Annotated in this window: 24 protein-coding genes; 16 read left to right on the top strand and 8 right to left on the bottom strand. The window is 45.9% G+C overall.

Annotated elements, in window-relative coordinates; genetic code table 11:
* Positions 1–79: 79 nt before the first annotated feature.
* The 7 genes from MD535_RS23555 to MD535_RS23525 form a co-directional block, all read right to left on the bottom strand.
* Positions 80–994 (bottom strand): LysR family transcriptional regulator, encoded by a 915-nt coding sequence (locus MD535_RS23555; protein ID WP_102332929.1) that lies wholly within the window; start codon positions 992–994, stop codon positions 80–82.
* Between the two features lie 159 nt (positions 995–1,153).
* Positions 1,154–1,507 (bottom strand): hypothetical protein, encoded by a 354-nt coding sequence (locus MD535_RS23550; RefSeq protein ID WP_372042757.1) that lies wholly within the window; start codon positions 1,505–1,507, stop codon positions 1,154–1,156.
* 88 nt (positions 1,508–1,595) lie between these two features.
* Entirely contained in the window at positions 1,596–2,768 is a 1,173-nt protein-coding gene (locus MD535_RS23545) for a patatin-like phospholipase family protein (protein WP_102332931.1), read from the bottom strand.
* A gap of 225 nt (positions 2,769–2,993) precedes the next feature.
* Entirely contained in the window at positions 2,994–3,851 is an 858-nt protein-coding gene (gene pdxY, locus MD535_RS23540) for a pyridoxal kinase PdxY (RefSeq protein WP_102332932.1), read from the bottom strand.
* Between the two features lie 201 nt (positions 3,852–4,052).
* The gene (locus MD535_RS23535; RefSeq protein ID WP_102332933.1) at positions 4,053–5,651 is read right to left on the bottom strand and encodes a bifunctional aspartate transaminase/aspartate 4-decarboxylase; all 1,599 of its coding nucleotides are present in this window, start codon (positions 5,649–5,651) and stop codon (positions 4,053–4,055) included.
* Between the two features lie 153 nt (positions 5,652–5,804).
* The gene (gene aspT, locus MD535_RS23530; RefSeq protein ID WP_154723770.1) at positions 5,805–7,520 is read right to left on the bottom strand and encodes an aspartate-alanine antiporter; all 1,716 of its coding nucleotides are present in this window, start codon (positions 7,518–7,520) and stop codon (positions 5,805–5,807) included.
* A gap of 925 nt (positions 7,521–8,445) precedes the next feature.
* Positions 8,446–9,153 (bottom strand): KilA-N domain-containing protein, encoded by a 708-nt coding sequence (locus tag MD535_RS23525; RefSeq protein WP_237300636.1) that lies wholly within the window; start codon positions 9,151–9,153, stop codon positions 8,446–8,448.
* 198 nt (positions 9,154–9,351) lie between these two features.
* On the opposite strand from MD535_RS23525, the gene MD535_RS23520 reads away from it, so the two are divergent.
* Positions 9,352–9,858: an EAL domain-containing protein gene (locus MD535_RS23520; RefSeq protein WP_237300637.1), complete on the top strand. Its 507-nt coding sequence runs from the start codon at positions 9,352–9,354 to the stop codon at positions 9,856–9,858.
* Between the two features lie 49 nt (positions 9,859–9,907).
* On the opposite strand, the gene MD535_RS23515 is transcribed toward MD535_RS23520, so the two are convergent.
* Positions 9,908–10,051 (bottom strand): hypothetical protein, encoded by a 144-nt coding sequence (locus tag MD535_RS23515; RefSeq protein WP_265677626.1) that lies wholly within the window; start codon positions 10,049–10,051, stop codon positions 9,908–9,910.
* Between the two features lie 423 nt (positions 10,052–10,474).
* Between MD535_RS23515 and MD535_RS23510 the strand changes: the two genes are divergently transcribed.
* The 15 genes from MD535_RS23510 to traF all read left to right on the top strand — a co-directional run bounded on the left by MD535_RS23510 (position 10,475) and on the right by traF (position 22,897).
* Positions 10,475–10,846, top strand: a complete 372-nt coding sequence (locus MD535_RS23510; RefSeq protein ID WP_237300638.1) for a hypothetical protein — start codon at positions 10,475–10,477, stop codon at positions 10,844–10,846.
* 174 nt (positions 10,847–11,020) lie between these two features.
* Entirely contained in the window at positions 11,021–11,323 is a 303-nt protein-coding gene (locus MD535_RS23505; protein WP_237300639.1) for a type IV conjugative transfer system pilin TraA, read from the top strand.
* A 41-nt stretch (positions 11,324–11,364) separates the two neighbouring features.
* On the top strand, positions 11,365–11,670 hold the full coding sequence (traL, locus tag MD535_RS23500) for a type IV conjugative transfer system protein TraL (RefSeq protein WP_016800278.1): 306 nt from the start codon (positions 11,365–11,367) through the stop codon (positions 11,668–11,670).
* Positions 11,670–12,230 carry a type IV conjugative transfer system protein TraE gene (gene traE, locus MD535_RS23495; RefSeq protein WP_048663622.1) on the top strand — a complete coding sequence of 187 codons (561 nt, stop codon included), beginning with the start codon at positions 11,670–11,672 and terminating at the stop codon, positions 12,228–12,230. Before traL ends, traE begins: the two co-directional genes overlap by 1 nt.
* Positions 12,227–12,949, top strand: a complete 723-nt coding sequence (traK, locus tag MD535_RS23490) for a type-F conjugative transfer system secretin TraK (protein WP_265677625.1) — start codon at positions 12,227–12,229, stop codon at positions 12,947–12,949. Before traE ends, traK begins: the two co-directional genes overlap by 4 nt.
* A complete protein-coding gene (locus MD535_RS23485; RefSeq protein ID WP_265677624.1) occupies positions 12,949–14,361 on the top strand; it encodes a TrbI/VirB10 family protein in 1,413 nt (470 codons plus the stop codon). The genes traK and MD535_RS23485 overlap by 1 nt, the downstream gene beginning before the upstream one ends.
* 11 nt (positions 14,362–14,372) lie before the next feature.
* Positions 14,373–14,753, top strand: coding sequence for a type IV conjugative transfer system lipoprotein TraV (gene traV, locus MD535_RS23480; protein ID WP_080967503.1), 381 nt, complete (start codon positions 14,373–14,375; stop codon positions 14,751–14,753).
* Positions 14,754–14,757: 4 nt separating this feature from the next.
* Positions 14,758–17,301, top strand: a complete 2,544-nt coding sequence (gene traC / locus MD535_RS23475) for a type IV secretion system protein TraC (RefSeq protein ID WP_265677623.1) — start codon at positions 14,758–14,760, stop codon at positions 17,299–17,301.
* Positions 17,298–17,645 carry a TrbI F-type domain-containing protein gene (locus tag MD535_RS23470; RefSeq protein ID WP_048663628.1) on the top strand — a complete coding sequence of 116 codons (348 nt, stop codon included), beginning with the start codon at positions 17,298–17,300 and terminating at the stop codon, positions 17,643–17,645. The genes traC and MD535_RS23470 overlap by 4 nt, the downstream gene beginning before the upstream one ends.
* A gap of 4 nt (positions 17,646–17,649) precedes the next feature.
* Positions 17,650–18,375: a type-F conjugative transfer system protein TraW gene (traW, locus tag MD535_RS23465; RefSeq protein WP_265677622.1), complete on the top strand. Its 726-nt coding sequence runs from the start codon at positions 17,650–17,652 to the stop codon at positions 18,373–18,375.
* A gap of 11 nt (positions 18,376–18,386) precedes the next feature.
* Complete coding sequence (gene traU, locus MD535_RS23460) at positions 18,387–19,388, top strand: conjugal transfer pilus assembly protein TraU (RefSeq protein ID WP_053083652.1); 1,002 nt, start codon at positions 18,387–18,389, stop codon at positions 19,386–19,388.
* A gap of 12 nt (positions 19,389–19,400) precedes the next feature.
* Complete coding sequence (trbC, locus tag MD535_RS23455; protein ID WP_265677621.1) at positions 19,401–20,087, top strand: type-F conjugative transfer system pilin assembly protein TrbC; 687 nt, start codon at positions 19,401–19,403, stop codon at positions 20,085–20,087.
* Positions 20,084–21,844 carry a type-F conjugative transfer system mating-pair stabilization protein TraN gene (gene traN / locus MD535_RS23450; RefSeq protein ID WP_265677620.1) on the top strand — a complete coding sequence of 587 codons (1,761 nt, stop codon included), beginning with the start codon at positions 20,084–20,086 and terminating at the stop codon, positions 21,842–21,844. The genes trbC and traN overlap by 4 nt, the downstream gene beginning before the upstream one ends.
* Positions 21,845–21,868: 24 nt before the next feature.
* On the top strand, positions 21,869–22,075 hold the full coding sequence (locus tag MD535_RS23445) for a hypothetical protein (RefSeq protein WP_102333068.1): 207 nt from the start codon (positions 21,869–21,871) through the stop codon (positions 22,073–22,075).
* A 12-nt stretch (positions 22,076–22,087) separates the two neighbouring features.
* On the top strand, positions 22,088–22,897 hold the full coding sequence (traF, locus tag MD535_RS23440; RefSeq protein WP_132960199.1) for a type-F conjugative transfer system pilin assembly protein TraF: 810 nt from the start codon (positions 22,088–22,090) through the stop codon (positions 22,895–22,897).
* Positions 22,898–22,902: the final 5 nt, after the last annotated feature.

Here is a 22,902-nt window from a genome sequence, read left to right as displayed (position 1 = left end):
TCTAAGTGAGCCTTTTGGGGAAATAACTGCGTAAGTTACGGTCAAGAATTAATACATATAAACCATTGAAATGAAAAATTTATGGTCGGTAGTTACTGATTAATCGCTCTCGGTATTCTGAAATTACTGAAGTCAAAGAGCCCTTGATATCACTGACCTGTTTCGAATGAGGACACCATAATGCAAAACCAAATTTGAAACCTTCAACCATTTGAGCTGTTTGAATTGGTTCAATTTCGTGTTGAGAAAACTCTGGGTCAGAGAAAAATGATTTAGGTAAAAGTGCCCAACCCAAGCCTTCTTCCACCATTTTGATCACCAACGCAAGTTGATCGATCTCTTCGTGGTCTGAACTTACAACGATTTTTTCCGACATCCCTTCTTCAATCAGAGATCTCAGTACAAACTGTTTCGAGTTTCTTAAAGCAACCAGTACATCTTCTTTGTCTAAATTGGTAAATTCACCGCCCTTTTGTACGAACGGATAGAATTCAATATGGCCTAAAAAAGTTGCGTCTAAACTGTGCATCGCACGGCTATCGTGAACATTCACCAAACCGAAGTGATACTCACCGTCCTGTATCCCTTGCTTAATCACTTTCTTATTACGAACCAGAAAGTTAACTCGCATCATTGGGAAATCACGTTTGAGTTGCTTTCGAATATCGACAAGGACACGTTGAGGAATCACGCTTGAATAAGCGATTGTGATGTTTTCTAATCCCCCATAAGAAAGGCTCAACGCAAATTTGTCGAAGGTACGTGCTTGCTCAATGGTTTGCTTGGCATAGTGATAAAGAAGATGCCCGTCTTCAGTGGGCTCTACCGAGCGGCCGACTCTTTCAAAAAGGTTTACTGCGAGTTGGTCTTCAAGGTTTGTAATTACCTGTCCGATTGTCGTTCTGTGCTTGTTGAGCTTAACGGCAGCTTTACTGAAAGAGAGCTGGTCATAAACGGTAACGAACGCGAGAAGTTGTTCAATGCTAAAATTCATTTTGGTGTGCTTATTTTTAATCGTTATATATTTAAATTATCACAGACTGACGAAATATCTACTTTGTCAGATAATAATAGTGAGATGAATTCGTCTGGTTTAAGCAAAAAAAAACCTACTTAAGTCAGTAGGTTCTATCATTGATGTGTAATTAACAACTTAAATATATTCGATAACTCGTGCTAAGTAGTTAAAGTCGCCTGAATCACCGTGGTAATTGCGATAAACATCGACACTGAAATATCTAGGTTGATCCGCTTGAATATGTTCAGCAATACGCTGCTCAATGGACTCTAGAGTTTCACCCGTTTGCGAGTAAATGTATTTCTTGGTGCTCTTTTGAAGCTGGCGTTGCTTGGCTTCTTTGTGAGTGACGTAATTGTTCACTTCAACCCACTTTCCAATGTAATCAATCGCCACGTAGTCCGAATTCTCTTCAACCATGATCAAAGCCGCTTCTTGCTGAACATCGGCCAGTTGTAGCATGTCATTGTCGACTTTTTGCTGATCCATTGAGGTTGCATTTTGTGCCATTGCAGCGCTAGAGGTTGCTAAGATAAGTAGCGTTAATGCTGTTCTTTTCATTTGATAATATCCCTAATTAAGGTAATTCGGTTACCCAAGGTTTGCCTTGAGTTGCTTTGTGATAACCATATTTGTATATGGTTAATAGGTAATGTTCATCAAACATGTCTTTGGTGCGTTTTGCATAACCAAAGTCGTGTTCCATATAAGTAAATTGCATATCGATATTGTTGATTTCACAGATGTATTTCATTCGATATAAATCACCACGCGTTTGTGCAAGCGTCAGGCTTGAGACGCTCTTTGCTACCAAATCGAGTCCCTTATCTCTCAACGAGTGATACGGGGCTTTCAGCGCACCATTTCGAATAACATCGAGTTGTGGTGGTGTTTCTAACCCAAGTGAATCTGAGATCTGTTGATAGTCGAAGTTAGAGGGATTGAAGAATACTTGAGTCGCTAAACCGCCATCGACGTGTAGTTCTTCAAAGATTTCATCTTCATGCTCTACATCGATGAACTGCGGTGGGAACACGCCAGGAATAGACGCACTTGCGGCCAACACTTTATATATGAGTTCAGACTTATCTGGCATGTCGCTATTTGCTATTGCACCTACATTCCAAATGACAAGCTCACCAGAATCAAAATGAGTGCTACCAATAAACAGACGTTTGCCACTGCGATGTTGCGTTGCAATTTGTTCAATCATCGGTTCAGGGAAAGCCTCAGCAATAAACTGGTACAAGTTTTCTCCATCGGTAAACGCATCTTTAAAGACAGTGTTCAAAAAGTTCTTTTTTCCGAGCACTGATTTATCATTAATGTTCAACATTACTTCTTTCATCTTCGAAAACGCATCTCCCCCGATAAACACAAACGGTGCAATTAACGCTCCTGCGCTGATGCCAGTCACTATGGAGTAGTCCTTCAGCTGACCTGACTCTTCAAGCCCTATCAATATACCCGCACCAAAAGCTCCGTTTGCGCCACCTCCGGACAACGCTAAGATGTTCAGTTGATCACCTGATACAGTAATCGGTGTGGTTTGATCAGTTGGAGAGTATAAGAAGTCTGGCGACTCACTCGCCCAAATACGCAATGGCTCAGCGACTGATGATGCATCTTCTACAGTGACTTCTTTGTAATTGTCTTTGTTTACGCGTACGTCTAGCGTGTGAGGTGAACTACAAGCCACTACCAGGAATGACAAAGCAACGGTAAGACCCGAAGAGATTAGACGGTTCATATTTAGGCTCATTTAGTGTTCTCTAAAATGATTCAGAGACTCTGTTTAATAAATAAGGAACCTAAAAAACAGAGAGGTTAATAAATAGGGTAAAGTGAAGTCCATCTCTTTGTGGTCGTAATATAGCTAGTATCCGGCTTAATTCGTAATCTCGTTTGTAGGACGCTACCCATCGAATAGTCGCCCCCCTTAGCTTGACCTTAAGCACTGTTGGAGTTAATCGCTCTAGCCTATTTTGACCACGTTGAAATCGTGGGTCGGCTCAACAAATTCATATTGAGCATTAATCGTTTGTAATTCCCAAGTGCCATAACTCTTAGTCAGCTCCAACACACCATAGACAGCGTTGTTTGCATGACGAAATGCAGCCACCGGAGACATTCTTTTCATTAATCCCGCAGTAAATAGGCCAGAGATAAGGTCGCCAACACCAACTGGCTGTTTCTCAAATTCGATATTCGGTCGTTGGGCTAAATAGCATGCTTTTTTCGTTGCTAGGATCATGCTGAACGCATCATCGGATAATGAGTGCAGATGTTTCACGAGCACCATTTTTGGCCCAAGTTCCAGCGCTTTCTTACAGGCCGTAACCGCATCATAAAGCGAGTCGATTTTGGTATCGGTCAATTCGCTCAGCTCAAATTGATTTGGCACGATGACATCAGCTATGGGCAGCAAATGTTTGACAATAGCCGCTTTCACGCCATCATCAACAATGCAACCTTTGTCCGGGTCGCCCATTACAGGGTCACAAATGTAGAGTGCGCTATGGTTCTTTTCTTTAATGAGGTTAACCGCCTCGGCAACCGCTTTGCATTGGTCTGCACTTCCTTGATAACCCGAAAGGATTGCGCCACAGTCTTTCAATGCACTGATGTTGTCTAAGCCTCGAATTAAGTGTCGAATATCGTCTGAACTAAATGTTTGGCCTGTCCAACCTTGCTCATATTGAGTGTGATTCGAGAACTGAACAGTATGGATTGGCCACACATCGAGTCCCATTCTTTGGATTGGAAAAACCACAGAGCTGTTGCCTGCATGCCCATAAACCACGTGAGATTGAATAGAAATAATACTTTTCATACGCCGCTCTTCTGATTTTGTCGGAATGAATTTCGCTTGGATTTGGCGACTAAATAAACACAACGATTGCATCCAATAGATAGCTACTTGAACACTGTGCTTATTTGGTCGGAATAGCCTCGACATCGCCGAGGCTTATTCTTAGTGATTTGAACATTGATGACTTAAAATCATGTATTCACTTCTAAGCTTGATTAGAACTTATGCGCCTTGAAACTCAGAGAAGTGTTCGTCTAACACCTTGCGAGTTGCGCGGCCAATTAGTTCATACTCATGGTGAGTCAGGTTAGCCAGTGACACACGAACAGAAGCGTGAACTACATCGAAGCCTTTGCCAGGAAGCAAAATAACGCCTGTTTCGTGTGCAAGTCGGAACAGGAAGTCTTTGCCCTTTTCATTCGCTTTGAACCATTCAACGAAAGCTGGGCCGTACAATTTGCCGCCCAAAGTGTCGAGCTCAAGCAATGTGTAGTAGTCCACACGATCTTTGTTTTCTTCAATTTCTACACCCATGTTTTTGTACAACGTTTTGTAGCGCTCGCGAATGATACGTTTGCACGCTTCTTTGTAGTTTTGCTCTGAGTCCATTAGGCAATTCAATGAGAACAGTGCCATCTGAACTTGTTGTGGTAGTGAAAGACCTGCTGTGTGGTTGAGTGCAACACTTCGGCTGTCGGCAACGATACGGTCGATGAACTTAATACCGCGTGGTTCTGGGTCTAACGTTTTGTAACGCTCATCCAGTTCAAGTTGACGCGTTTCTGGTAGGCTACGCATTGCATCATCGAACACATTATTGTGTTGAATCGCAATCGAGCCAAGGCGCCAGCCTGTCGCACCAAAGTACTTAGAGAATGAGTAAACACAAAGCGTGTTGTATGGAAGTTTGGCAAACAGAGAAACGAAATCGTCTGCGAATGTGCCGTACACATCATCGGTGATAATGAACAGATCACTACGTTGTGTGTTCACGAAGTCTGATAGGTTATTCAGAGTCTCATCAGAGAACTTCACTGATGCAGGGTTTGCAGGGTTCACCACACACAGCAGTTTGATGTCTTTGTCTTCAAGCTTCTCGATTTCAGACATAGGTAACTGCCATGTTGTCTCATCTAAACGAAGCTCTACAATCTCTAGTTCGTATTCTGAAAGCTCAGGGATTTCTAAGTAAGGAGTGAAGATTGGTGTGATCAACGCAACCTTATCGCCTTTCTTTAGTAGACCGTTGTGAAACATGGTTTGGAACGTGTACGTCATTGATGCAGTGCCACCTTCCGTTGCAAACAGATCGAAATCCGTCGTCATTGGCATTGGACCGTACATCTCTTCTGCAATGTATTGTTTTACTACGCTTTCGATATTCGTCAACATGCGTGGTGGTACTGGGTAGTTACACGCTAAGTACGCATTCACAAGCTCATTTAAGAACACTTGCTTCTCAATACCTAAGCGATCTTTTGCGTAGCTCAGAGCTTTTTCAATGAATTGAACACCTGGGTTCTGTTGATTGTTGTTTGCGTAAGAATCAAAACGCTCAACAATACCAACACCATCTGGAATACCACCAAAGCTACCGTCTAAATATGAGTATGTACGCTCCGCTTCCATTACTGCGAATTCACCTAAACGAATAAATGCTTTACGTGGCAGCGTTGCTAGGAAGTTTGGATTACCACGGCCTGCATCTAATAAAGCACGGTCTGGTACTGTTTGCGCGACTTCAATTAATTTGTCTTTTAATTCAAACGGGCTTAAATTAGCGAATTTTGAAAAGTCGATAGTAGTATTTTTTGTAGTCATAATATTTACCTAATAATTTAATCTTAAACACTTCTAATTAAATAAAGTGTTTTACTTAAGTGTGATTATTCAGGCCTACCCTATTTTTTGATTGGGTAGGTCTGTTAATAAGTTGATAATTGTTTTAAATCTATAATGAGTTCGCGGTTTTAATTACATACCCGCATTAACGGTAATAATGCCGACGATAATTGGTCCCCATAGAGTCAGTAACACGTTGGCTACTGCGTAAGTCACAGTGAAAGAGAATACTGGCGTTGCATTGCCTGTTTTTTCCATCAATGCTGCGAATGCTGGGTTTGCACTTCGACCACCAGTCACACAACCTAACGCTTCTACTGGGTTCTTGATCTTCAATACAAAGTACGAGAAGAAGAATGAAATAATCTGTGGAATGATGGTGACTGCCATACCCAAGAACAGAAGTGACATACCGTGTTCTTTGATGGTATCAACCGCTTGGGGGCCTGCTTGTAGGCCAACAATACCTACAAATGCCGCTAGACCAAAGTCACGAATGAAGTTTGCTGCACCCACTGGGAACTGAGCGACATGTGGGTTTCGGCTACGTAACCAACCAACAAGTAAACCAGAGATCAAACAACCTGCACCAGAACCAATCGTTACGGGAATACCTGCAATCTTGAAGCTAATTAAGCCAATAAGAAGGCCCAACACCATACCGAAACCGAGTACGATGAAGTCAGTCATAGTCGCAGAACCCATTCGCTTACCGATGTATTTTTCAACTCGGTTGATGTCTTGAGCCGTACCCGTTAGCTGGATAACATCGTTCTTCTCAACAATAAGGTCTTGAGTAATGGCCACTGAAGTACCTGCACGCATGTAGTCTGTCACATACACGCCGCGGAATGAGCGTTGATTTGAGCTGTCTTTGATTTCTTTTAGCGAGCGACCTATTAGCTTGCGGTTATCAGCGATAAGTTGACGATTTTCTTCAATAACTTCATAGCTTTCCGGTAATGCTACTTCATTGCTTTGTGCCTCGCTCTGTAGCTCATGAACCGCATTTCTACGGCCGGTAACCACAACAAGGTCGCCTGCTTTAAGCGCTGTGAACTTGTCTGCACTTAGCTCTTTTCCGTCGCGCTCAATAAGTTCGATACACGCAGCAAGTGATGATTGATTCAATTGTGCTAGCGTTTTCCCAATCAGTTTATCGTCGTTAGTTACTTTAAAAGCACGTGTCACTAGAGCGGTTACCGCGTTAAATTCGCCGTCTGCTAAATCGCGTTTGCCGTTCGAGTTTTTCTCTTCTAGAGCGATAGCTTCAGATCGGATATCCCACTTCATGAGCGTTGGGAATACCCAAGTCACCATCAAGATTGGACCTAAAGAACCAAAGATATATGTTACGGCGTAACCAACAGCGACGTTAGTTTGCATTAGGTGTTTGGCTTCTTCGGATACGCCGCCTAAACGTGCAATCGCATCGCCTGCAGTACCAATGATTGCAGATTGAGTTAAGCCACCAGCCGCTAGACCTGCAGCAGTACCTCTATCTAGGTCAAATAACCACGCAGCAGCAAGCACACATAATAAGCCTGAAACCGTCATAACAACCGCAGAGAGCAGAATGTTAATGGTTCTGAAGTTAAGGGCTTTAAAGAATTGCGCACCGCCTTGATAACCCACAGCATAAATAAAGAGCGCAAAGAAAATACTTTTTACGCCGGGATCAATCTGAACACCAAATTGTCCAATAATTACGCCCATTAATAATGTTCCGGCTACCCCGCCTAAAACAAATCGGCCGATAGTAATTTTACCAACCATATAACCCAATGAGAGTGTAATAAATAATGCGACAAATGGTGCCATGTCAAACAGATTAGAAATAATGTCCATGACAAATTTACTCTTGTTACTAAATATAAGGAGTAAATAATCTAACGAATAACTTAATAATGATATTTGTTGGATTATTCAAATTAATACAGCGTCTCGCTGCTTCGAAGTGAATATTAGTTAGAAAAGTGTTTTTAATGTAATCCCATTTGATGGATCTGATCATCGCATCGTCAACTGTCATGTTCACATAACGAACAATTAAGAACTAAGCCTTTGTTTATATTGAAACTTCAATAGAGCCATCTTTGAAAATAATTTTGAAATTATTTCAGTTTATTTTGCTCTACGTAAAGCTTTGTAGCATAGTTCGATGACGCTAAGTCTCGAACCTACGATCTAATCAACTACACTCGTCATACGTCTTAATCATATACCTTAGCCTCATTATAAAAATCAACTTGAAGCAACACAATCAAGCGGCTATTAAACGAACTCTCTGACCTTTTAAATTAATGAAGAAACTAGAAGTGGATGGATCCGACTTAAACAAAGTAAGTGTGATAGTGCAGGTATATTCACTGATTTAGTCTTCACGAAAACCCTTATGGTGAAGAGAATCTTCTCAATACCACTGGGTGGGTCATCGACTTATATTTAGGTTAGAGCATAGTACGGATGGCCAACGTAGAGTGCAGACAAAACTGCATGTCGCAGTTAATACAAACACTCCAAGCATCATCGAGGTATATGGAGATAGTCCTTATGACACGAAAGCTTGTCGCTTTGGTCTGCCTTACGTTCAAAGTTGCCTTTCTGGTCTACCAACTGATATACACCTTTACCTTAGCTATCAGTTCTAAATGTTCTTGTAGCTTCTCAGGAGATTGAAAGGAAGCATGACAAATTTCATCAAATCTAATCATAGTAGATTTCAAGTAGATCATCACTCTTCCATTGAGTTACTAAATATTAGTAATACTTATCACAGAACATGTCTTGTTAGCGCACTATGATTTCGACTTAACGCCATTACATCATCTACCAACTTCTCGATTTGCTTTTGCTGCATTTGCATTCGGCCTTGGAAGCTTTGATATTCACTTTCATCCACTAATGCTAAACCATTCTCTCTAGCTTGTTGCTTAAGGAATTGTAGTTCAGGGGTTTGACTGCGCAACTCATTTGCCAAGTCTTGTTTTAATATTCTTTTTGCCAACGCATGTTCGAATCCATGCTCTTGGAACCAAGTATTGGTGTTGAATACGGCATTGTAGTACACATGAACATTTTGGCTTGTTACGTTTTTCGCCTTCGCCAACTCAAAAATTAAGTCGTTTAAGGAGAGGTCTTGCGGAACGGTTGGAGCTGGAAGAGCTGCAGCTGTGGGCATACTGTCGAACGCACGAATGACATTTAGATGGAACTTAGGGCTAACCCACATTGCATAAGAATAAACAAGTTCTTTGCATACCCAAGTCCCCGCATTACTACCGCCACGTTTGGTGTTTACAGCAAAGCAGGAATTACTGCTTTGCTCAATTTCATTAACCAGTTCTTGAGTTTGCTGATTCTTGATAAAAATACTTGGACGATGTCGATTGTGTCCACCACTCGCTTTATGCAGGTCATTTAACGAATACAAATTATCAAGTGTGCGGATGTCTTTAGAAAGGATTGTTAGATTTGGCATGATGGCCTCCTTGAGATTTAGCCTGCTAAATCACCACTCGGAGTTCCTACGCTTCGGGTGGTGAACTGAACAGGGGTAGGAATACCGCTCTCAAGGACACGGCCAGCCGAAGCTGCCCTGCCCAGCCCACCATAATTCAGATGCATTTTGCCTAATAGATAAGCAAAGCCACCATGTTTAGATGTGCCGAAGCCGCACATGAAAAAAACCAGCAAAAAGCTGACGTCCATGCGCCTTGAGAAAAACAAAACGGGTTCCTACGCCCGGCACTGGATTTTGCCAGTGCCGTTACAGATTAACGATGTGGGAGATCGGTGTCAAACGTTTAATAACGTTGCATATTGTATAGAGTACGACTCTTACAATCGGCTTGCCTTACCCATGAACGTAGACAGGATTGAGACAAAAAATTCCAGAGAAAACACGCGGTTCCAGATAGACAAAATGTTTACACGGTCCATTGATGAAGGAAAGTCCGCTGTTCTCGATGGGTATATTAAGATGACTAAACAATTAGAGCTCAATCTAGTAGCGGAAGGAGTTGAAAATAAACTCGAAGCTAAAGGGCTTTTATTCAGAGGCGTCTTTCAACATCAAGGTTACTATTACGCCAAACCTATGCCGATTGAAGATCTCCATCGCTGGGCTTTAGCTCATGGTTATACTCACGAGCGGGTTAGTGAGACGCTCACAAAAACGTCATAAAGCTTACCTTAATCCACAACGAAAAGATGTTGTTGCTAGTACTCCTGGTTTAGCCTATTGGAGCCCAACCAGGATAGCAGACCGTTTCCGCCTTATACATCAGAGCATGTTCTTCAGAAAACCCTTTTGGCCCCGTTCTTTCACGAGCTATCGAACACCAAGTCCATTGTGCGTTTCCGATGTTTTCAAACATTGTCTTCCCCATTAATGTTGATTAATACTGACTACGTTGATATCGCAGTCTTTGAACTCAAAGTCGAAAAACACATTCGTCGGCTTTTTATTCCATCTGCATACCAACACCCGCATCACCGTAAGAGTGGCTGCCTTCACTATTGCAAAAAGCGCCGCAGATGGGCGCAGGCCTGCGTAATATGCCTAAAAAGTTCAGGAGCCTTATCTGGGGCGACGTCCAAGGCTGTTTTTCTACTCAATTAAGCACGCTGGTTGAGTGGTTCAACAGAGTTACTTGGGAATACCAGACACCACACCCTTTGGGTGTGCGTATTCTACTACAAGAATACACAAGCCAGTTTGTAGCACGGCTCTTGAGAGAGAGCCCATTGTTTTGTTGTTTTAAAAGAGCAAAACAATGTCCTTAAAAGGAGTTTAAATAATGCAAATTGTATACGGATATTGTCGTGAAAATGAGGCGGGGAGTTTATTGGACCGCTTTGTTGAACAAGGGGATTTTGTCAGCTTCAAAGTACTGGGCTCGGTCGGGCGTGAATACATGGCATTTGCTGCTTTGTTGCCTTTTACTGACCGCCTCCCCTTTCCTTTCTATTGGAAAGGTGTTCATTTCGTTTCGGTTCAAAAACAAACCCAATCAGTCCGTCAACTCACGCCACCACCATCAAAGAATGCTCGCAAAAAACATTATCGTAAACTCAAGAATACGATCATGACCCCTCAAAATTGGAAACAACACGTCAGTCGCAATCGCGGTTTGAAGTATGTAAACGCTTCCTTGTTGCCTTTAATGTAATCGAGAAGAACCATGGGGCTCAACGGCAACACCTTCACTCATGCGGCCCAAAGCATTCCCCAAAATATGGGGAACTAACAACGTCCATTTTTCAACCCACCAGATGCACGACACCCCTTTTGATAAAGGCGGTGCGATGTCGTGCCTCTTTTATTTACATTTAAAGGTAACCACATGAAAGATAAAACCTCACGCTTCAACCTTCCTCTTATGTATTGGCGTCACTTTTGTACGCTCATGGCCGTCTACTTTGCCTGTGCGTCACCCGCTTACGCTGATGACCTTTTTGCCAGTGGTAAAGATACCGTGACCAACACGGTCGGAACGGGGTCTTCTGGCGAGTTCTACATTCTGGTGGCAGGCCTGATTGGCGGCATCATCGTTGGCATCATGCAAAAGAACTGGGTGGGTGGCATCATCGGCTTTTTCGTTGGCGTGGTGTTCTGGGAAGTCGGTAAAGGGTTTGTAGGCTTATAAACCACATAAGGAGAGCGCGAAACTATTCGCCTTATTTCACCATGGATCATCAAGACAAACAAACCCTCTTCGCTTTTCCAAACTACTTACAAACCGACGTCAAAATAGTCGGATTTCCAATCGATGAAATACTCCCTTCTATCTTGTTGTTTTTAATGTTGTTCAACATCAATCGGTTGGTCGCGGTCGCCGTGTGTATCGGATTTTTCCTCACCATTCGCAGCTTAAAAGTCCGACACGGCCCCAAATTCATCATTCACTTCATCCACTGGTATGGGGATGACACAGCGAATAAAACCATTTTTAAACGCACGCCCCCCGCCACAAAAAAATATTGGATTTACTGATGCTCAATGAACATAACGGCGAGGCGCTTAAAGCGGCTCGCTTTATCAATTACGTCCTCACCGCGGTGGTGTTGATCACCGCCTTAGGAACCGCTGGGTTGAGTTTTGCTTTATTAAGTCAAAACCAAGCGGAAAAGCGCACCTTCGTGCCACCTCATATCGACCGAGCGTTTACGATCTCAAGCGATGCGGTTGATGAAGCGTATCTTTCTATGATGGCCGATTGGTGGATACACCTAAAATTTAATGTCACGCCCTCTAACGTTAAACGTCAATTCAACTTACTCATTACCTACGTGCCGCCTAAATACTGGAGCGGCTTACAAGACAAGTTAATGCGAGAAGCCGAATTTATCATCGAGAACGACGTCACCAGTTTTTTTGAAGTTGACACGCTGTCCATCAATCTCAATGAAATGAAAATACGGGTCAGAGGCACACTCAACAAAACCATCGCGGGGCGCACACTCGACCCTGAGCCCGTGACGTATCTACTCCAAGCCAATTATTCAAGTGGCTTGATTGAACTTCACACCATCGCTAAAGAGATACCGTTATGAAAATACGCTTGATTTATGCTTTTGTTGGTTTGTTGTTACCCATCATAAGCCACGCCCATACGATTGACGCAAAGACCTACTATTTTGAGCAAAATGACACCATTGTGTTGCCCTTATCCTCGGTCAACACCAATCGTTTAGTGGTGAAAGACGACAAGATAGTAAACCTTCATTGCCCTAGAGGATTTTGTCTCGCTAAAGCCAATCAACGAGACCAATCGGGCTCTATTACCGTCAAACTCAACATCGCCTTGCCTTTTACCGCGCACGTCACCACAGAAAAAGGCCAAAATTTCTCGCTTTTTATTAATCCAAAAGCCGTCCCTGCGGTGGTGAATGAGTTTATTTCTCTTCGCTCTACTGCAGAGAAAAGTGTCTTTGAAAAAGATCTCGAATACCCTTTGGCCTTGGGGCAACTCTCCAAACAAATGATACATTGGCAGCGCTCCAAGACGCCTATCCCAGGGTTTCGTGTCCATCCGATTGACCCAGAGACACTCCCTAAAGACACGTCACCACTGGCCATTATTCCGCAAACCCTGTTTGTCGGTCGCCCTTTCTCCGGGCTTATTTATCAAGTTAAAAATCAATCCAGTGACACCGTGACACTGACCGAAGCGCAATTTTACAGTTACGCCAGCCGGAGCGCCTCGCTTGATCGTTATACCTTGGCCCCAGGTGAATCCACCCATCTGTACATCATCACAGGAGGACACTAATGAGACGATTTAAACAGTGGCTTTTAAGAGAGTCGGACTTAGAGGATGGAGTCAATGCCAATAAGCAAAGTAAGCAACGCAACCAAATACTCAGCTTGTTGACCGTTGCGCTCTTGGTCGCGGTTTTTTTTGCATTTAAAGCCTTTAAACAACCTCGCTCCTCGCTTGATAATGCGCAAGAAGTCGGTGAGTCAGCCCCCAATTTTGGGGAAATCATTACTGATGATTTTACCGACAAAGACAACCGCTCAGCCTTGACCTTACAAGGTCAAGACATTGAAGACGTAAAAGAGAAGATGGAAAACCTCAATCGAGACGTCGAACGTTTGATAACGAGCAATGAAAATACGCTCGCACAAATGAAAAAAGAGAACGAAACCTTACGCGATGAAATACGCCGCCATCAAGAAGTGCAGCGCACCGTCGCCTTGCCATCAACCCCATCGCCAGCCTCAAAGGAACCCCGTCACCTCACCGTCATGGGAGAGCCTGCGCCGTTTGGATCGCGCCCACTTCCTCCCAAACCTTTGCCCTCTTACGCCACCAATGATCTGCAAAAAGAGAGCTTTCAATACAGCAACGCCGATAAGGCCTCGTTTGATGACCAAGGACAAGCGTTTGACTCGTTTGATTTTTTTTGGACAGCCTCCTCAGAGTCAGCGTATCAACGCACCGTCGACAATTACGTCCCGTCGGGCACTTTTGTGACCGCCAAAATCACCGGTGGCGCGGATGCCAATGCCGGAGCGTTCGGTCAAAGCGATACCGCGCCTATCGTGTTTCAAACCGTGCATGAAGGCGTGTTGCCCAATGGAGAAAAGAGCCACCTCAAAGACTGCACCATTATTGGGAGCGTGTACGGTGACCTCTCTTCCAATCGCGGCGTGGCGCGCACTCACACCCTCAGCTGCATTCGGGACGGTCGCATTTTAGACATTCCTGTACAAGGCACCGTCTTTAACTTTGGCCGCAATGGCATCCGTGGTACTTCAATTTTGCGTAACGGTAAAATCGTCCAAATGGCGGGCATCTCAGGCATCTTAACCGGACTGGGTGAGACGGGGGCGGGATTGGCCAGCACCACCTCAACCTCAGCGCTGGGCTCAACGTCGAGCCTCAACAGCAAGGATGTGGGATTAAGTTTATTGGGCAATGCCACCTCAGACGTGGGGAGTAAGCTTTCGGATTACTACATTGCCTTAGCCGAGTTATATCACCCCTTCATCGAAATCAATCCAGGGGGCATCGTGAATATCGTCTTTACGAAAGGGTTCCCTCTCGATGATGAGGAAGCAATCAAACGCTATGTTGATCATCAAGCAAAAGAGCAAGAGCAAGCAAAACCGGACACCCTTTTAGAAACCATCACCCTCAACCCTCTCGCGGCAGAAGTTAACCAACAACTAAATTAAGGTCGGCTTTTATGACTATCAAACTTTTCACCGCGCTGCTTATCAGCGCCCTCGCTGGCTGCTCGGCGGGCTTTCAAGACGAATTCAGCTGCCAAAAAATCGGCGGGACACCCGGCTGCGCCAGCATGGATGACATTCGCAACATCTCGACCCACCCAACAACCCAACAAGTCGTCGAGGCTAACGTCCTGGCTTCCCACCCTTTTGCCTTACTGCCAAGACGCACGCGTGAAGGCCACCCGATTCGAACCCAAGACACGGTTAGGAAGGTGGTGGTTTTTCCCTTTACTTCGGATGACACCACCACTTACCTCGACACAATGGATATTTACATTGTGTTAGACGAGTCTACCTGGACAGGTCGCCCTGTTCAGGCTATCAAAAAGGATTAACGTCATGGGCATATCAAAATATTTAAAGGGTTTTTATCAAGAAGCCAAACGTGAATATAACCACCTGCATTCTGAGCTGCCTTACCGGACTTTTGATGCGCAGGACGGCCTCTTTCATAACAAAAAAGGCGTAGGATTTGGATTCAAATTAAGCGTCTTAGCGGGGGCGAATGACGATATGGTGGAGGCGTTTAACCGTCTCATCATGGATTTACCGACTGGCCATAAATGGGATTACCATGTTTCCATGATGGGCCACAACCGCGTGAGTCATTTGATTGAGCAAAATGCCGCGTTGAAATCCGCTCGTGCGGGTATTTGCGGTGAATTAGCAAAACAAGAAGCCGATTACGCCAACTTTGCGGCTCACCACGGCTTTTTTCATCGTCAGAAGCATTACTTTGACATCAAAGATTACAGCGCGTGGTTGTTTGTCTCCAGTACCGACGATGTTGACCAAGTGTTGGATTGCAAAGAGGCGCTCACCACGTCTTTATCCCAAATTGGACTGGAGCTCACGCCGCTTACCCCCGAAGGCTTAATCAACTACGTCGAAGGCATTCTCAATTTTGACCCCACACAAACCGCCCCTCGTGAATCTGACTATGCTCCCGAAGCGTTTATCTACAAACAAGCCCTCTCTCCTGATACCGAGTTTTTAACGCGCCGACATTACACCGACGTTCGCTTTAGTAACCGCCAACATCAAACGGTGACCTCGCGGATCATTTCCTTGGGCTTACGCAGTACGCCTCGCACTTTCCGCCTGTACGCTTTGCCCGATTGTTTTGCGTCCTTAAAGAGCGTGGCTAAAAATGTGCAATGTCCACACCTCATGACACTCAATTTTCGCCATCAAGAATCGGGCAGTTTTGCGACCAAAAATGGCGGGCGCATTGGAGAGTTGGAAAAAACGCTCAAGTCCCCGATGGCATTTTTCTTCCCTCAAGCGAAGAAAGAGCAGGCCGAACGTGAGCAAATTCGAGATGAAATGTCGGATGGCATCAACAGCATGGCATACATGCACCTGACGCTGACGTTATTTACCAACAAAAAATCCGAGCGGCTGCACCGCACTACGGCCATTAACGCCTTTCGCTCTGGCGGGATTGATTTACAAACCGTCTCGATGCTGCAAGGCCAAGCGCTCATGACGACCTTACCGTTCATGATGACCGATGGGTTTTGGGCCGATTGCGACCGTGCTGGACGCATTCAAACCGTAAAAACCGGCAATGTGGCCAACCTCTTGCCTCTAGTGATGGACGTAAAGAATTTCAGTGGCGGTATGATGCTGCCCACCATGCGCCAACAAGCCTTTTGGTTTAATCCGTTTAATTGTGGTTCAGATAACTACAACATCACCCTGACCGGAGGCTCCGGGGCAGGAAAATCCTTCTTTGTGCAAAAGCTCGCCGAAACCCTCTTTGCCATGAACGGCAAAATCTGGGCGTTAGACAAAGGAAAGAGCTTTAAAAAGCTCACCTTGATGCTTGGCGGACACTACATGACGGCTGAAAAGATTTACCTCAATCCATTTACTCACCTGGAACGCATTGCTATGGGGGATGACTATACCGATGAGAAAGGCGAACAGGTCAACCCTCTTAAGGAAACGCTGCACACCATCACCGGACTCTTTGCGACCATGGCCTGCCCCACGCATGAAATGGGGGATTTTGAAAAATCGGTTCTCGGGGATTGCATCATTACGGCTTGGCAGGCACACAAAAGCGAGACGTTGGTTGACCATGTTCAAGAAGCGCTGTTTGCGGCGGCCGAAAAACAGGGCGGTGATCGCCGCCTTTCTGATATCGCCATGCAACTGAATAAATACCGCTCAGAGGGGATCTACGGGGACACCTTCAATAAACCGTCCATGCTGGATCCCAATGTCCACTTTACCACCATTGAACTGGACGGATTTCCCTCGGACATCATGCGACCGGTGATTTTTGCGCTGATGTCGAGCATTACTCAGCAGATGTACCTGTCTGGCTCTCGTTCAACGCCGAAGATGTGCATCATTGAAGAGGCGTGGTCTCTGATGGCGGGCTCTAATGCACAGGCGCAAGAATTCATCAACACCGGTTACCGCACCGCCCGAAAATTTGGGGGATCGTTCTGCACCGTGACGCAAGGTATTGAGGATTTTTACAGCACACCCGAAGCGCTCGCCGCGTTCAATAACTCCGATATTCATATCACTCTGCGTCAAGGCAGTGGATTGACAAAATTCATCAAAGACAACCCTTCACACTTTTCGCCCTATGAGCAGTTTGTCATCAAGAGCTTTGAAAAGTCCTCCATCGCCGGTTACAGCTCTGTCATGCTAAAAACCGGGGATGTGACCACCTTTCATCGCTTGTTTGCCGACCCTTTTACCCGAGCATGCCTTTCAACAGAGCCGCATGAGTTTGAATACTGTGAAAACTTGATGAACCAAGGCCTATCACTGATGCAAGCAGTCAATCAAACCGCCGAGCATTTTTACGGAAAGGAAATTGAGACCTTTAATACCCTCATCTATGGCAAGGAGGCCAAATGAAATCCATCCGTCACCCACGTCTTATCTATGCCTTGTTGGCTATAGCGTTAATGATGTTCACCCTGATAGCCATCAAGCTCAATACAGCGCCTCAAATCGTGGTCTTCGATCTCGAACAAACGTTATCGCAATATCAAGACCAACTCATTGAAGCCAACCTCGACGATCAAGAGCACAGCGCGCAACTGGCGACCTTTGATACGGATCTCAGGCGACTCTTGAAAGAATACGCGCAAGTGCACCACCTCGTGATCTTCGTGCCAGGCGCGCTCATCAGCGGCGCGCCAGATAGAACCACTGAGATCCAACATTACGTTATCGAGGCGCTTAAAAAGGAGTCATGAGCTTATGATTGTTCCCAGTCATTCATCCCTCACACCCACCGCCCTCTTAAAAGTGGTCAGTGTCACTTTACTGACCATCGCCCCCACCGCGCTTGGCCAACAGTTTGGGCGTCAAGGTGAACTGTTTCCTATTGCAGAAGTGGACATGTTGCAATGGATCAACAACCGATTGACACACTTAGAAGCCACGGGAGAAACCGCAAAGATGCAACAACAGTTTGTGGAGAGCGTAGAAAATAGCGTGCGAAGGCCCACTCCCGTAAAAGGGTTGACCACCACCACCGCGCCCAACACCTTTTACATCGATCCATCATTAAAGCTGGCCACCGATATCAAAGATGCACAAGGCAACCTCCTTTATGCCAAAGGCGTCATCATCAACCCCTTTGATACTGACACTTGGCCAGTCGACATTCCCAAACAATCATTCGATTACTCGCATGTGATTGTCTTTCTTGATGGTGACGACCCAAGACAGCGCGCTTGGGCCAAACAATACCGCGCAGATAAGCCGATAAAATGGACCCTCACCAACGGCAGTCCAGAAGACGTCGCCAAGGAGTTTGACGCCCGAATTTATTTTGACCAACAAGGTCACTACAGCCGTCAATTTCAACTCTCACACATTCCCTCTCTGATTGAACAAGACGGGGCGCGGTGGAAAATCACAGAGATCGATGTGACGCCGTTCACCACAGCCATGAACAAGAGTGAGACGGAAATAAAATAAGGAGAAAGACCTTGAGAACCCATGGGTTATTACTGTTTAGTTTGTTCCTATTTCCTTGGCAAACCCAAGCTCAATCCGCCGCTTGCACGGGGCATTTCTTAAATCCATTGTCTGACATTTGCTGGGACTGCCTATTTCCTATGACACTGGGCAGTGTGCCTCTCATTAGCTCGACATACCCTGACACCACCAATCCAAGTCTGCCTATTTCCTATTGTCCTAAGCCCCCGCCCATTTTTATGCAAATTGGCTTAAACATTGGGTATTGGGAGCCGTATTCCTTAGTGGACGTGACGCGAGTCCCTTATTGCATGGTCAACATGGGGATGCAGTTGAGTAATGACAATAGCCAACAAATAGGAGGCTCGCAGCACGACTCAAGCAGCAAAACCAGCGGCAATGCTTTCTATCACGTGCATTGGTACAAATATCCGGTGATTTATTGGCTACAACTGATGCAGTCGGCGGCCTGCATGGCCACGGATAATTTCGATGTGGCCTACCTCACCGAACTTGATCCCTTTTGGGATGATGATGAGATGTCGTTCATTCTTAACCCCGAGGCGATTTTATTCGGTCACCCCATCACGCAGCTCTCTTGTATCACCGAAGCCATGGCGACCACCACGGGGCGCGTTTTGCCTTTTGATGCACTTTTTTGGTGTTTAGGCTCACAAGGCAGTGTCTACCCATTAACCGGTAACAGCGCTTATTCTCATACCGGTCCTCAAGTTGGCACTCTAATGTTAGAGCGTTTTAATTTTAAAATGCACAGGCAAGGCATTGTATGGGAGACCCGGGGCGAGGATGGTGCGGTCTGTTATCAGTGGCCAGAGCCTATCTTACCGAAAAGTCGTTATCGCTATCAATTGTCGGCGCCGATTGGTGATGCCGCTCATTGTTATCCCTACGGCACAACGTCATCACTTTGGGAGCAAGGCAAAGACAACCCGATAACTGGAGGAAACTTTGGTTTTGTGAACTGGCGAAAACGTAATTGCGTATTTTTATAAGGAAACGAGACGATGTCATTTAACTCAATAGCCTCATGGCTGTTACTGATTCTGCTCGCGAGCCCTCTTGCATTGGCCGAAGTAGGTTACTCACAAGAAGAGCTCAAAGCCCTTGCCAAGCAAGAGCAGACCATTGCAGCGCCAGCCCATCAAAGTGAACTGGCCCTCCTGCTAGAACGGAGTCAAAAACATAGGCAAGAAGCCCTGTCGATGAATCAACACCTCGATAACGCGTTGCAAGACTCGCCACTGGCGAGTGTTCTTGGGATGCCTCAAGTCAACCCAAACAAAAAGGCGCAAGGTGTGATGGTGTTTGTCTCACTTTCCATGCCAGATACCGCGCTCAAACAGCTACTCAAACAAAGTCAGCAATATCAAGTACCTCTCGTGATACGTGGGGTACTACCAGAAGGCATGGTCCCGACCGCCTCTCGAATCATGGATTTGTTAGAAGCGTCCGACGAGGGAGATGAGATTGAGGGCGGTTTTGCCATCAGCCCACAGTGGTTTCGTCAATTTAACATCACCCACGTCCCCGTGTTTGTGGCCATTGGCGAAGCGTGCAATGAAGCGTATTGCCCACAAAGTGATTACGACATGGTTCACGGCAACCTTTCCCTTCCCAACGCCTTAACGATTTTAAGCCAAGGCGATGTAGGCCACATCGCCAAACAAGTGCTCAATAGGAGTTCCCCTTGAATACGCCCTTTTCACTCCCTTTTGTCTTGCTCTCTTTCAGCACCCCTCTCTTACTCTCCCTTGATTCCCTGGCCGACTCTCAAGAAAACACGTTTTACGACAACGTAGAATGGGCGAAAAACGCCCAAAATGAGGCTTACAACCCCTCAGAGATGACGCTTAACCTGTCCGACTTCTGCAGCGACAATAATCCAGGGTGTGAAAGCCAAATCCGACAGCCTGATGAAGCGGGGATGACTGACGCACAAATCACAAACCAATCCACGTTGGAGTTTGGCAGCAACAAACACGCTCAAGCGATACAAGAGGGGTTTGACAATAATAGTGCCACCATTGCCCCCAATGATGACACGTATCGATTCGCCACCCTTGGCATTGAGAACGCCTATGAAATCAGTCATGGTCAGTCTAATCAGTACGTGGATTGTGATAACGCCACGCAGTGCGTCATCGATAACATCGCAAAGCAATGTCACCGGCCGACTCACAACCCAGTACCGTGTGAAAAAGTCCCCGTCGCCTCCGTGAGCCTCAGTGAAGTACTCTACCGCTGTCCATCCGGCTGGACACAACAAGGGAAGGATTGCCAACGTCCCCTCCCACAATGCCGGTACAATAATCACAATTACGTGAGGCAATCGGGGGGGACAAGGGGGTTTTCAAGGTCAGAAACCACGTATTTCTGGGATAGGAAGGTGGTCTCTCCCAACCAAGGCTACACGCTTGGCGATTTAAAACAGACCGACCACATTGTCTGGAAAAGTAGCGAACTCTGGCATAAACGCTACGAGATTTGTCGACCCACCATACAAACGATGAAAGCCACCTTGAGCTGCTCAGCCGGGTTCACCTTATCCGGGGGAAACTGCATCAAAAACACCATTACCTGGCGAACACAATGTAGCCTGATGAACTCGTGTAATGTCACTCGCCAGCAATGCATTGAAGGTCAAGCCACCCGGATCATTAATGGCATTCCGACCACGCTTGATTGTTGGAAGTATCGGGTTGACCACCAATGCACTCGACCCAATACGTGCAACGCCCTGCCCACCGATTGCACCACGACTTCAACCCATTGCAGCCTCCAGCAAAACGGCGTGTGCATTGAGGAGAAAGTCAATAAATCCTGCCCACAGCGGCGCTGCAGCGCCACCCAATTAACCTGTGGAGAAGAGAGCTTTTGTCTGGATGGCGATTGCTTTGAAGCGATGGAGACCACTTCAAACCGCTTTAATGAAAGCACCTCAGCCTTAGCAGCCCTCGCAGAAGCCGCTGACGGTATTGGCGATCCACCAATGATATTTGCAGGACAAGGGATGAAATGCACAGACGCCGCCTTTGGTTTTGCCGACTGTTGCAAAGACGGCGGTTGGGGCACGAGTATTGGCATAGCCCAATGCAATGATGAAGAGAAAGCGCTCGGTCAAGCCAAAGAGCAAGGCATTACGATTGCCCTTGGCAGTTATTGCGCAGAAAAAGTCTTAGGCGCGTGTATCCGGAAAAAGAAGACCTACTGCGTCTTTGATAGCAAGTTGGCACGCATCATCCAAGAGCAAGGCTCGAAAGGCCAGTTAGGTATCAGTCTGGGAACCGCCAAACACCCTATTTGCGGCGCCCTTACCCCCGAGCAGCTTCAAAACATAGATTTTGAACGCCTCGACTTTTCGGACTTTTATGACGACATGCACCGCAACACCAACCTGCCTTCGGCAAAAGAAATCCAAGAGCGATTACAAAGCGCTTATCACCATTAACTTAATCTATGATGAGGACATGATATGGATCCCCTCCTACTCCCTTTACTTGTGGCCACCCTGTCGACAACCGGGTTTGCTACCACCCTGATCCGCCATCTTTTATTCAAACGACAACTCCATCAGCTCAAGCAAGAAATGATGAAGCACCAACAAAAACACGGCAACGATGAAGCACTTTGGACGTTATTTCATACGCGCACCCACAAGATGCTGAGTTTCTGGCAATAATGAGGTCACACCATGAAGGACTTATCCACAAAAACGGTGAACAACTCAATTAACCGATTAACAATCAAATCCCTACCGTTGCTGTTGTTGTCTTTATTGGCTTTTCACAGTTTCGCCAATGAGCCCCCCAAAGGCTGGCGCTGGTATAACGAGGCCAAAGCGCTGAAAGCCCCACCCAAAGAGGAGGAGCGCCTCCCCCCCAATAGCGTGTCTACTGTGATGAGCGCCACCGAGCAGATGCAATGGTTCCACCGTACATTTGAGGAGGCGTTAAACGATGCCACGATTAACCCAACCGATGAAGAGAAAAATCTAAAATTGATGAAGCTGAAAAAATTCATCGATGGCAAAACCACTCAAACGGGCATGACCTTCAAAAAGCTCATCAACGAACACCCCGAATACTCGTACACCAAAGACCGCCCCACAGAGCAAGCCGCAAGAGCAACGTACTATCAAGGTATTCAACTCAAAAACGAAGCCACTGTGCGTCAATTGGTGCAAGAAGGTTGGGGCCTCTACTTCATCTACGAAGGGCAAGACGCCTTATCTCAAACTCTGGCGCCCTCCATCCAAGACTTTGCCCACCGGTACCACATCGAACTGGTGGGTATCAGCAAAGACGGTCAGACCTTTGAGGCGATTGATGAAAACCGTATTGATAAGACAGGGCGAGTACAGGTGCGCTACACACCGGCTTTAATGCTGGCCAATATTCACACCAAAGCGCTCAGACCCCTCGCCTACGGCTTCATTTCACAAAAAGACTTGCTCTCTCGCTTTCACAACATCGCGACCAATTACCAAGACAGCGACTTTTAAATTAA

It is taken from the genome of Vibrio qingdaonensis, assembly GCF_026191675.1.
GTDB lineage: Bacteria > Pseudomonadota > Gammaproteobacteria > Enterobacterales > Vibrionaceae > Vibrio > Vibrio qingdaonensis.
Note: the sequence above shows the minus strand (reverse complement) of the source record. Positions and strands in the feature narration are given on the sequence as shown.

Excerpts from the sequence above, each read along its gene's own strand:
- traF (WP_132960199.1), top strand. The coding sequence starts at position 22,088 with ATGAAGGACTTATCCACAAAAACGGTGAACAACTCAATTAACCGATTA.
- trbC (WP_265677621.1), top strand. The coding sequence starts at position 19,401 with ATGTCATTTAACTCAATAGCCTCATGGCTGTTACTGATTCTGCTCGCG.
- MD535_RS23485 (WP_265677624.1), top strand. The coding sequence starts at position 12,949 with ATGAGACGATTTAAACAGTGGCTTTTAAGAGAGTCGGACTTAGAGGAT.
- aspT (WP_154723770.1), bottom strand. The coding sequence starts at position 7,520 with ATGGACATTATTTCTAATCTGTTTGACATGGCACCATTTGTCGCATTA.
- MD535_RS23555 (WP_102332929.1), bottom strand. The coding sequence starts at position 994 with ATGAATTTTAGCATTGAACAACTTCTCGCGTTCGTTACCGTTTATGAC.
- traL (WP_016800278.1), top strand. The coding sequence starts at position 11,365 with ATGGATCATCAAGACAAACAAACCCTCTTCGCTTTTCCAAACTACTTA.
- MD535_RS23505 (WP_237300639.1), top strand. The coding sequence starts at position 11,021 with ATGAAAGATAAAACCTCACGCTTCAACCTTCCTCTTATGTATTGGCGT.
- MD535_RS23525 (WP_237300636.1), bottom strand. The coding sequence starts at position 9,153 with ATGCCAAATCTAACAATCCTTTCTAAAGACATCCGCACACTTGATAAT.
- pdxY (WP_102332932.1), bottom strand. The coding sequence starts at position 3,851 with ATGAAAAGTATTATTTCTATTCAATCTCACGTGGTTTATGGGCATGCA.
- MD535_RS23535 (WP_102332933.1), bottom strand. The coding sequence starts at position 5,651 with ATGACTACAAAAAATACTACTATCGACTTTTCAAAATTCGCTAATTTA.
- traV (WP_080967503.1), top strand. The coding sequence starts at position 14,373 with ATGACTATCAAACTTTTCACCGCGCTGCTTATCAGCGCCCTCGCTGGC.
- traE (WP_048663622.1), top strand. The coding sequence starts at position 11,670 with ATGCTCAATGAACATAACGGCGAGGCGCTTAAAGCGGCTCGCTTTATC.
- MD535_RS23545 (WP_102332931.1), bottom strand. The coding sequence starts at position 2,768 with ATGAACCGTCTAATCTCTTCGGGTCTTACCGTTGCTTTGTCATTCCTG.
- traK (WP_265677625.1), top strand. The coding sequence starts at position 12,227 with ATGAAAATACGCTTGATTTATGCTTTTGTTGGTTTGTTGTTACCCATC.
- traW (WP_265677622.1), top strand. The coding sequence starts at position 17,650 with ATGATTGTTCCCAGTCATTCATCCCTCACACCCACCGCCCTCTTAAAA.
- MD535_RS23520 (WP_237300637.1), top strand. The coding sequence starts at position 9,352 with ATGAAAAAAACCAGCAAAAAGCTGACGTCCATGCGCCTTGAGAAAAAC.
- MD535_RS23515 (WP_265677626.1), bottom strand. The coding sequence starts at position 10,051 with ATGTTTGAAAACATCGGAAACGCACAATGGACTTGGTGTTCGATAGCT.
- MD535_RS23470 (WP_048663628.1), top strand. The coding sequence starts at position 17,298 with ATGAAATCCATCCGTCACCCACGTCTTATCTATGCCTTGTTGGCTATA.
- traC (WP_265677623.1), top strand. The coding sequence starts at position 14,758 with ATGGGCATATCAAAATATTTAAAGGGTTTTTATCAAGAAGCCAAACGT.
- MD535_RS23510 (WP_237300638.1), top strand. The coding sequence starts at position 10,475 with ATGCAAATTGTATACGGATATTGTCGTGAAAATGAGGCGGGGAGTTTA.
- MD535_RS23550 (WP_372042757.1), bottom strand. The coding sequence starts at position 1,507 with ATGGATCAGCAAAAAGTCGACAATGACATGCTACAACTGGCCGATGTT.
- MD535_RS23445 (WP_102333068.1), top strand. The coding sequence starts at position 21,869 with ATGGATCCCCTCCTACTCCCTTTACTTGTGGCCACCCTGTCGACAACC.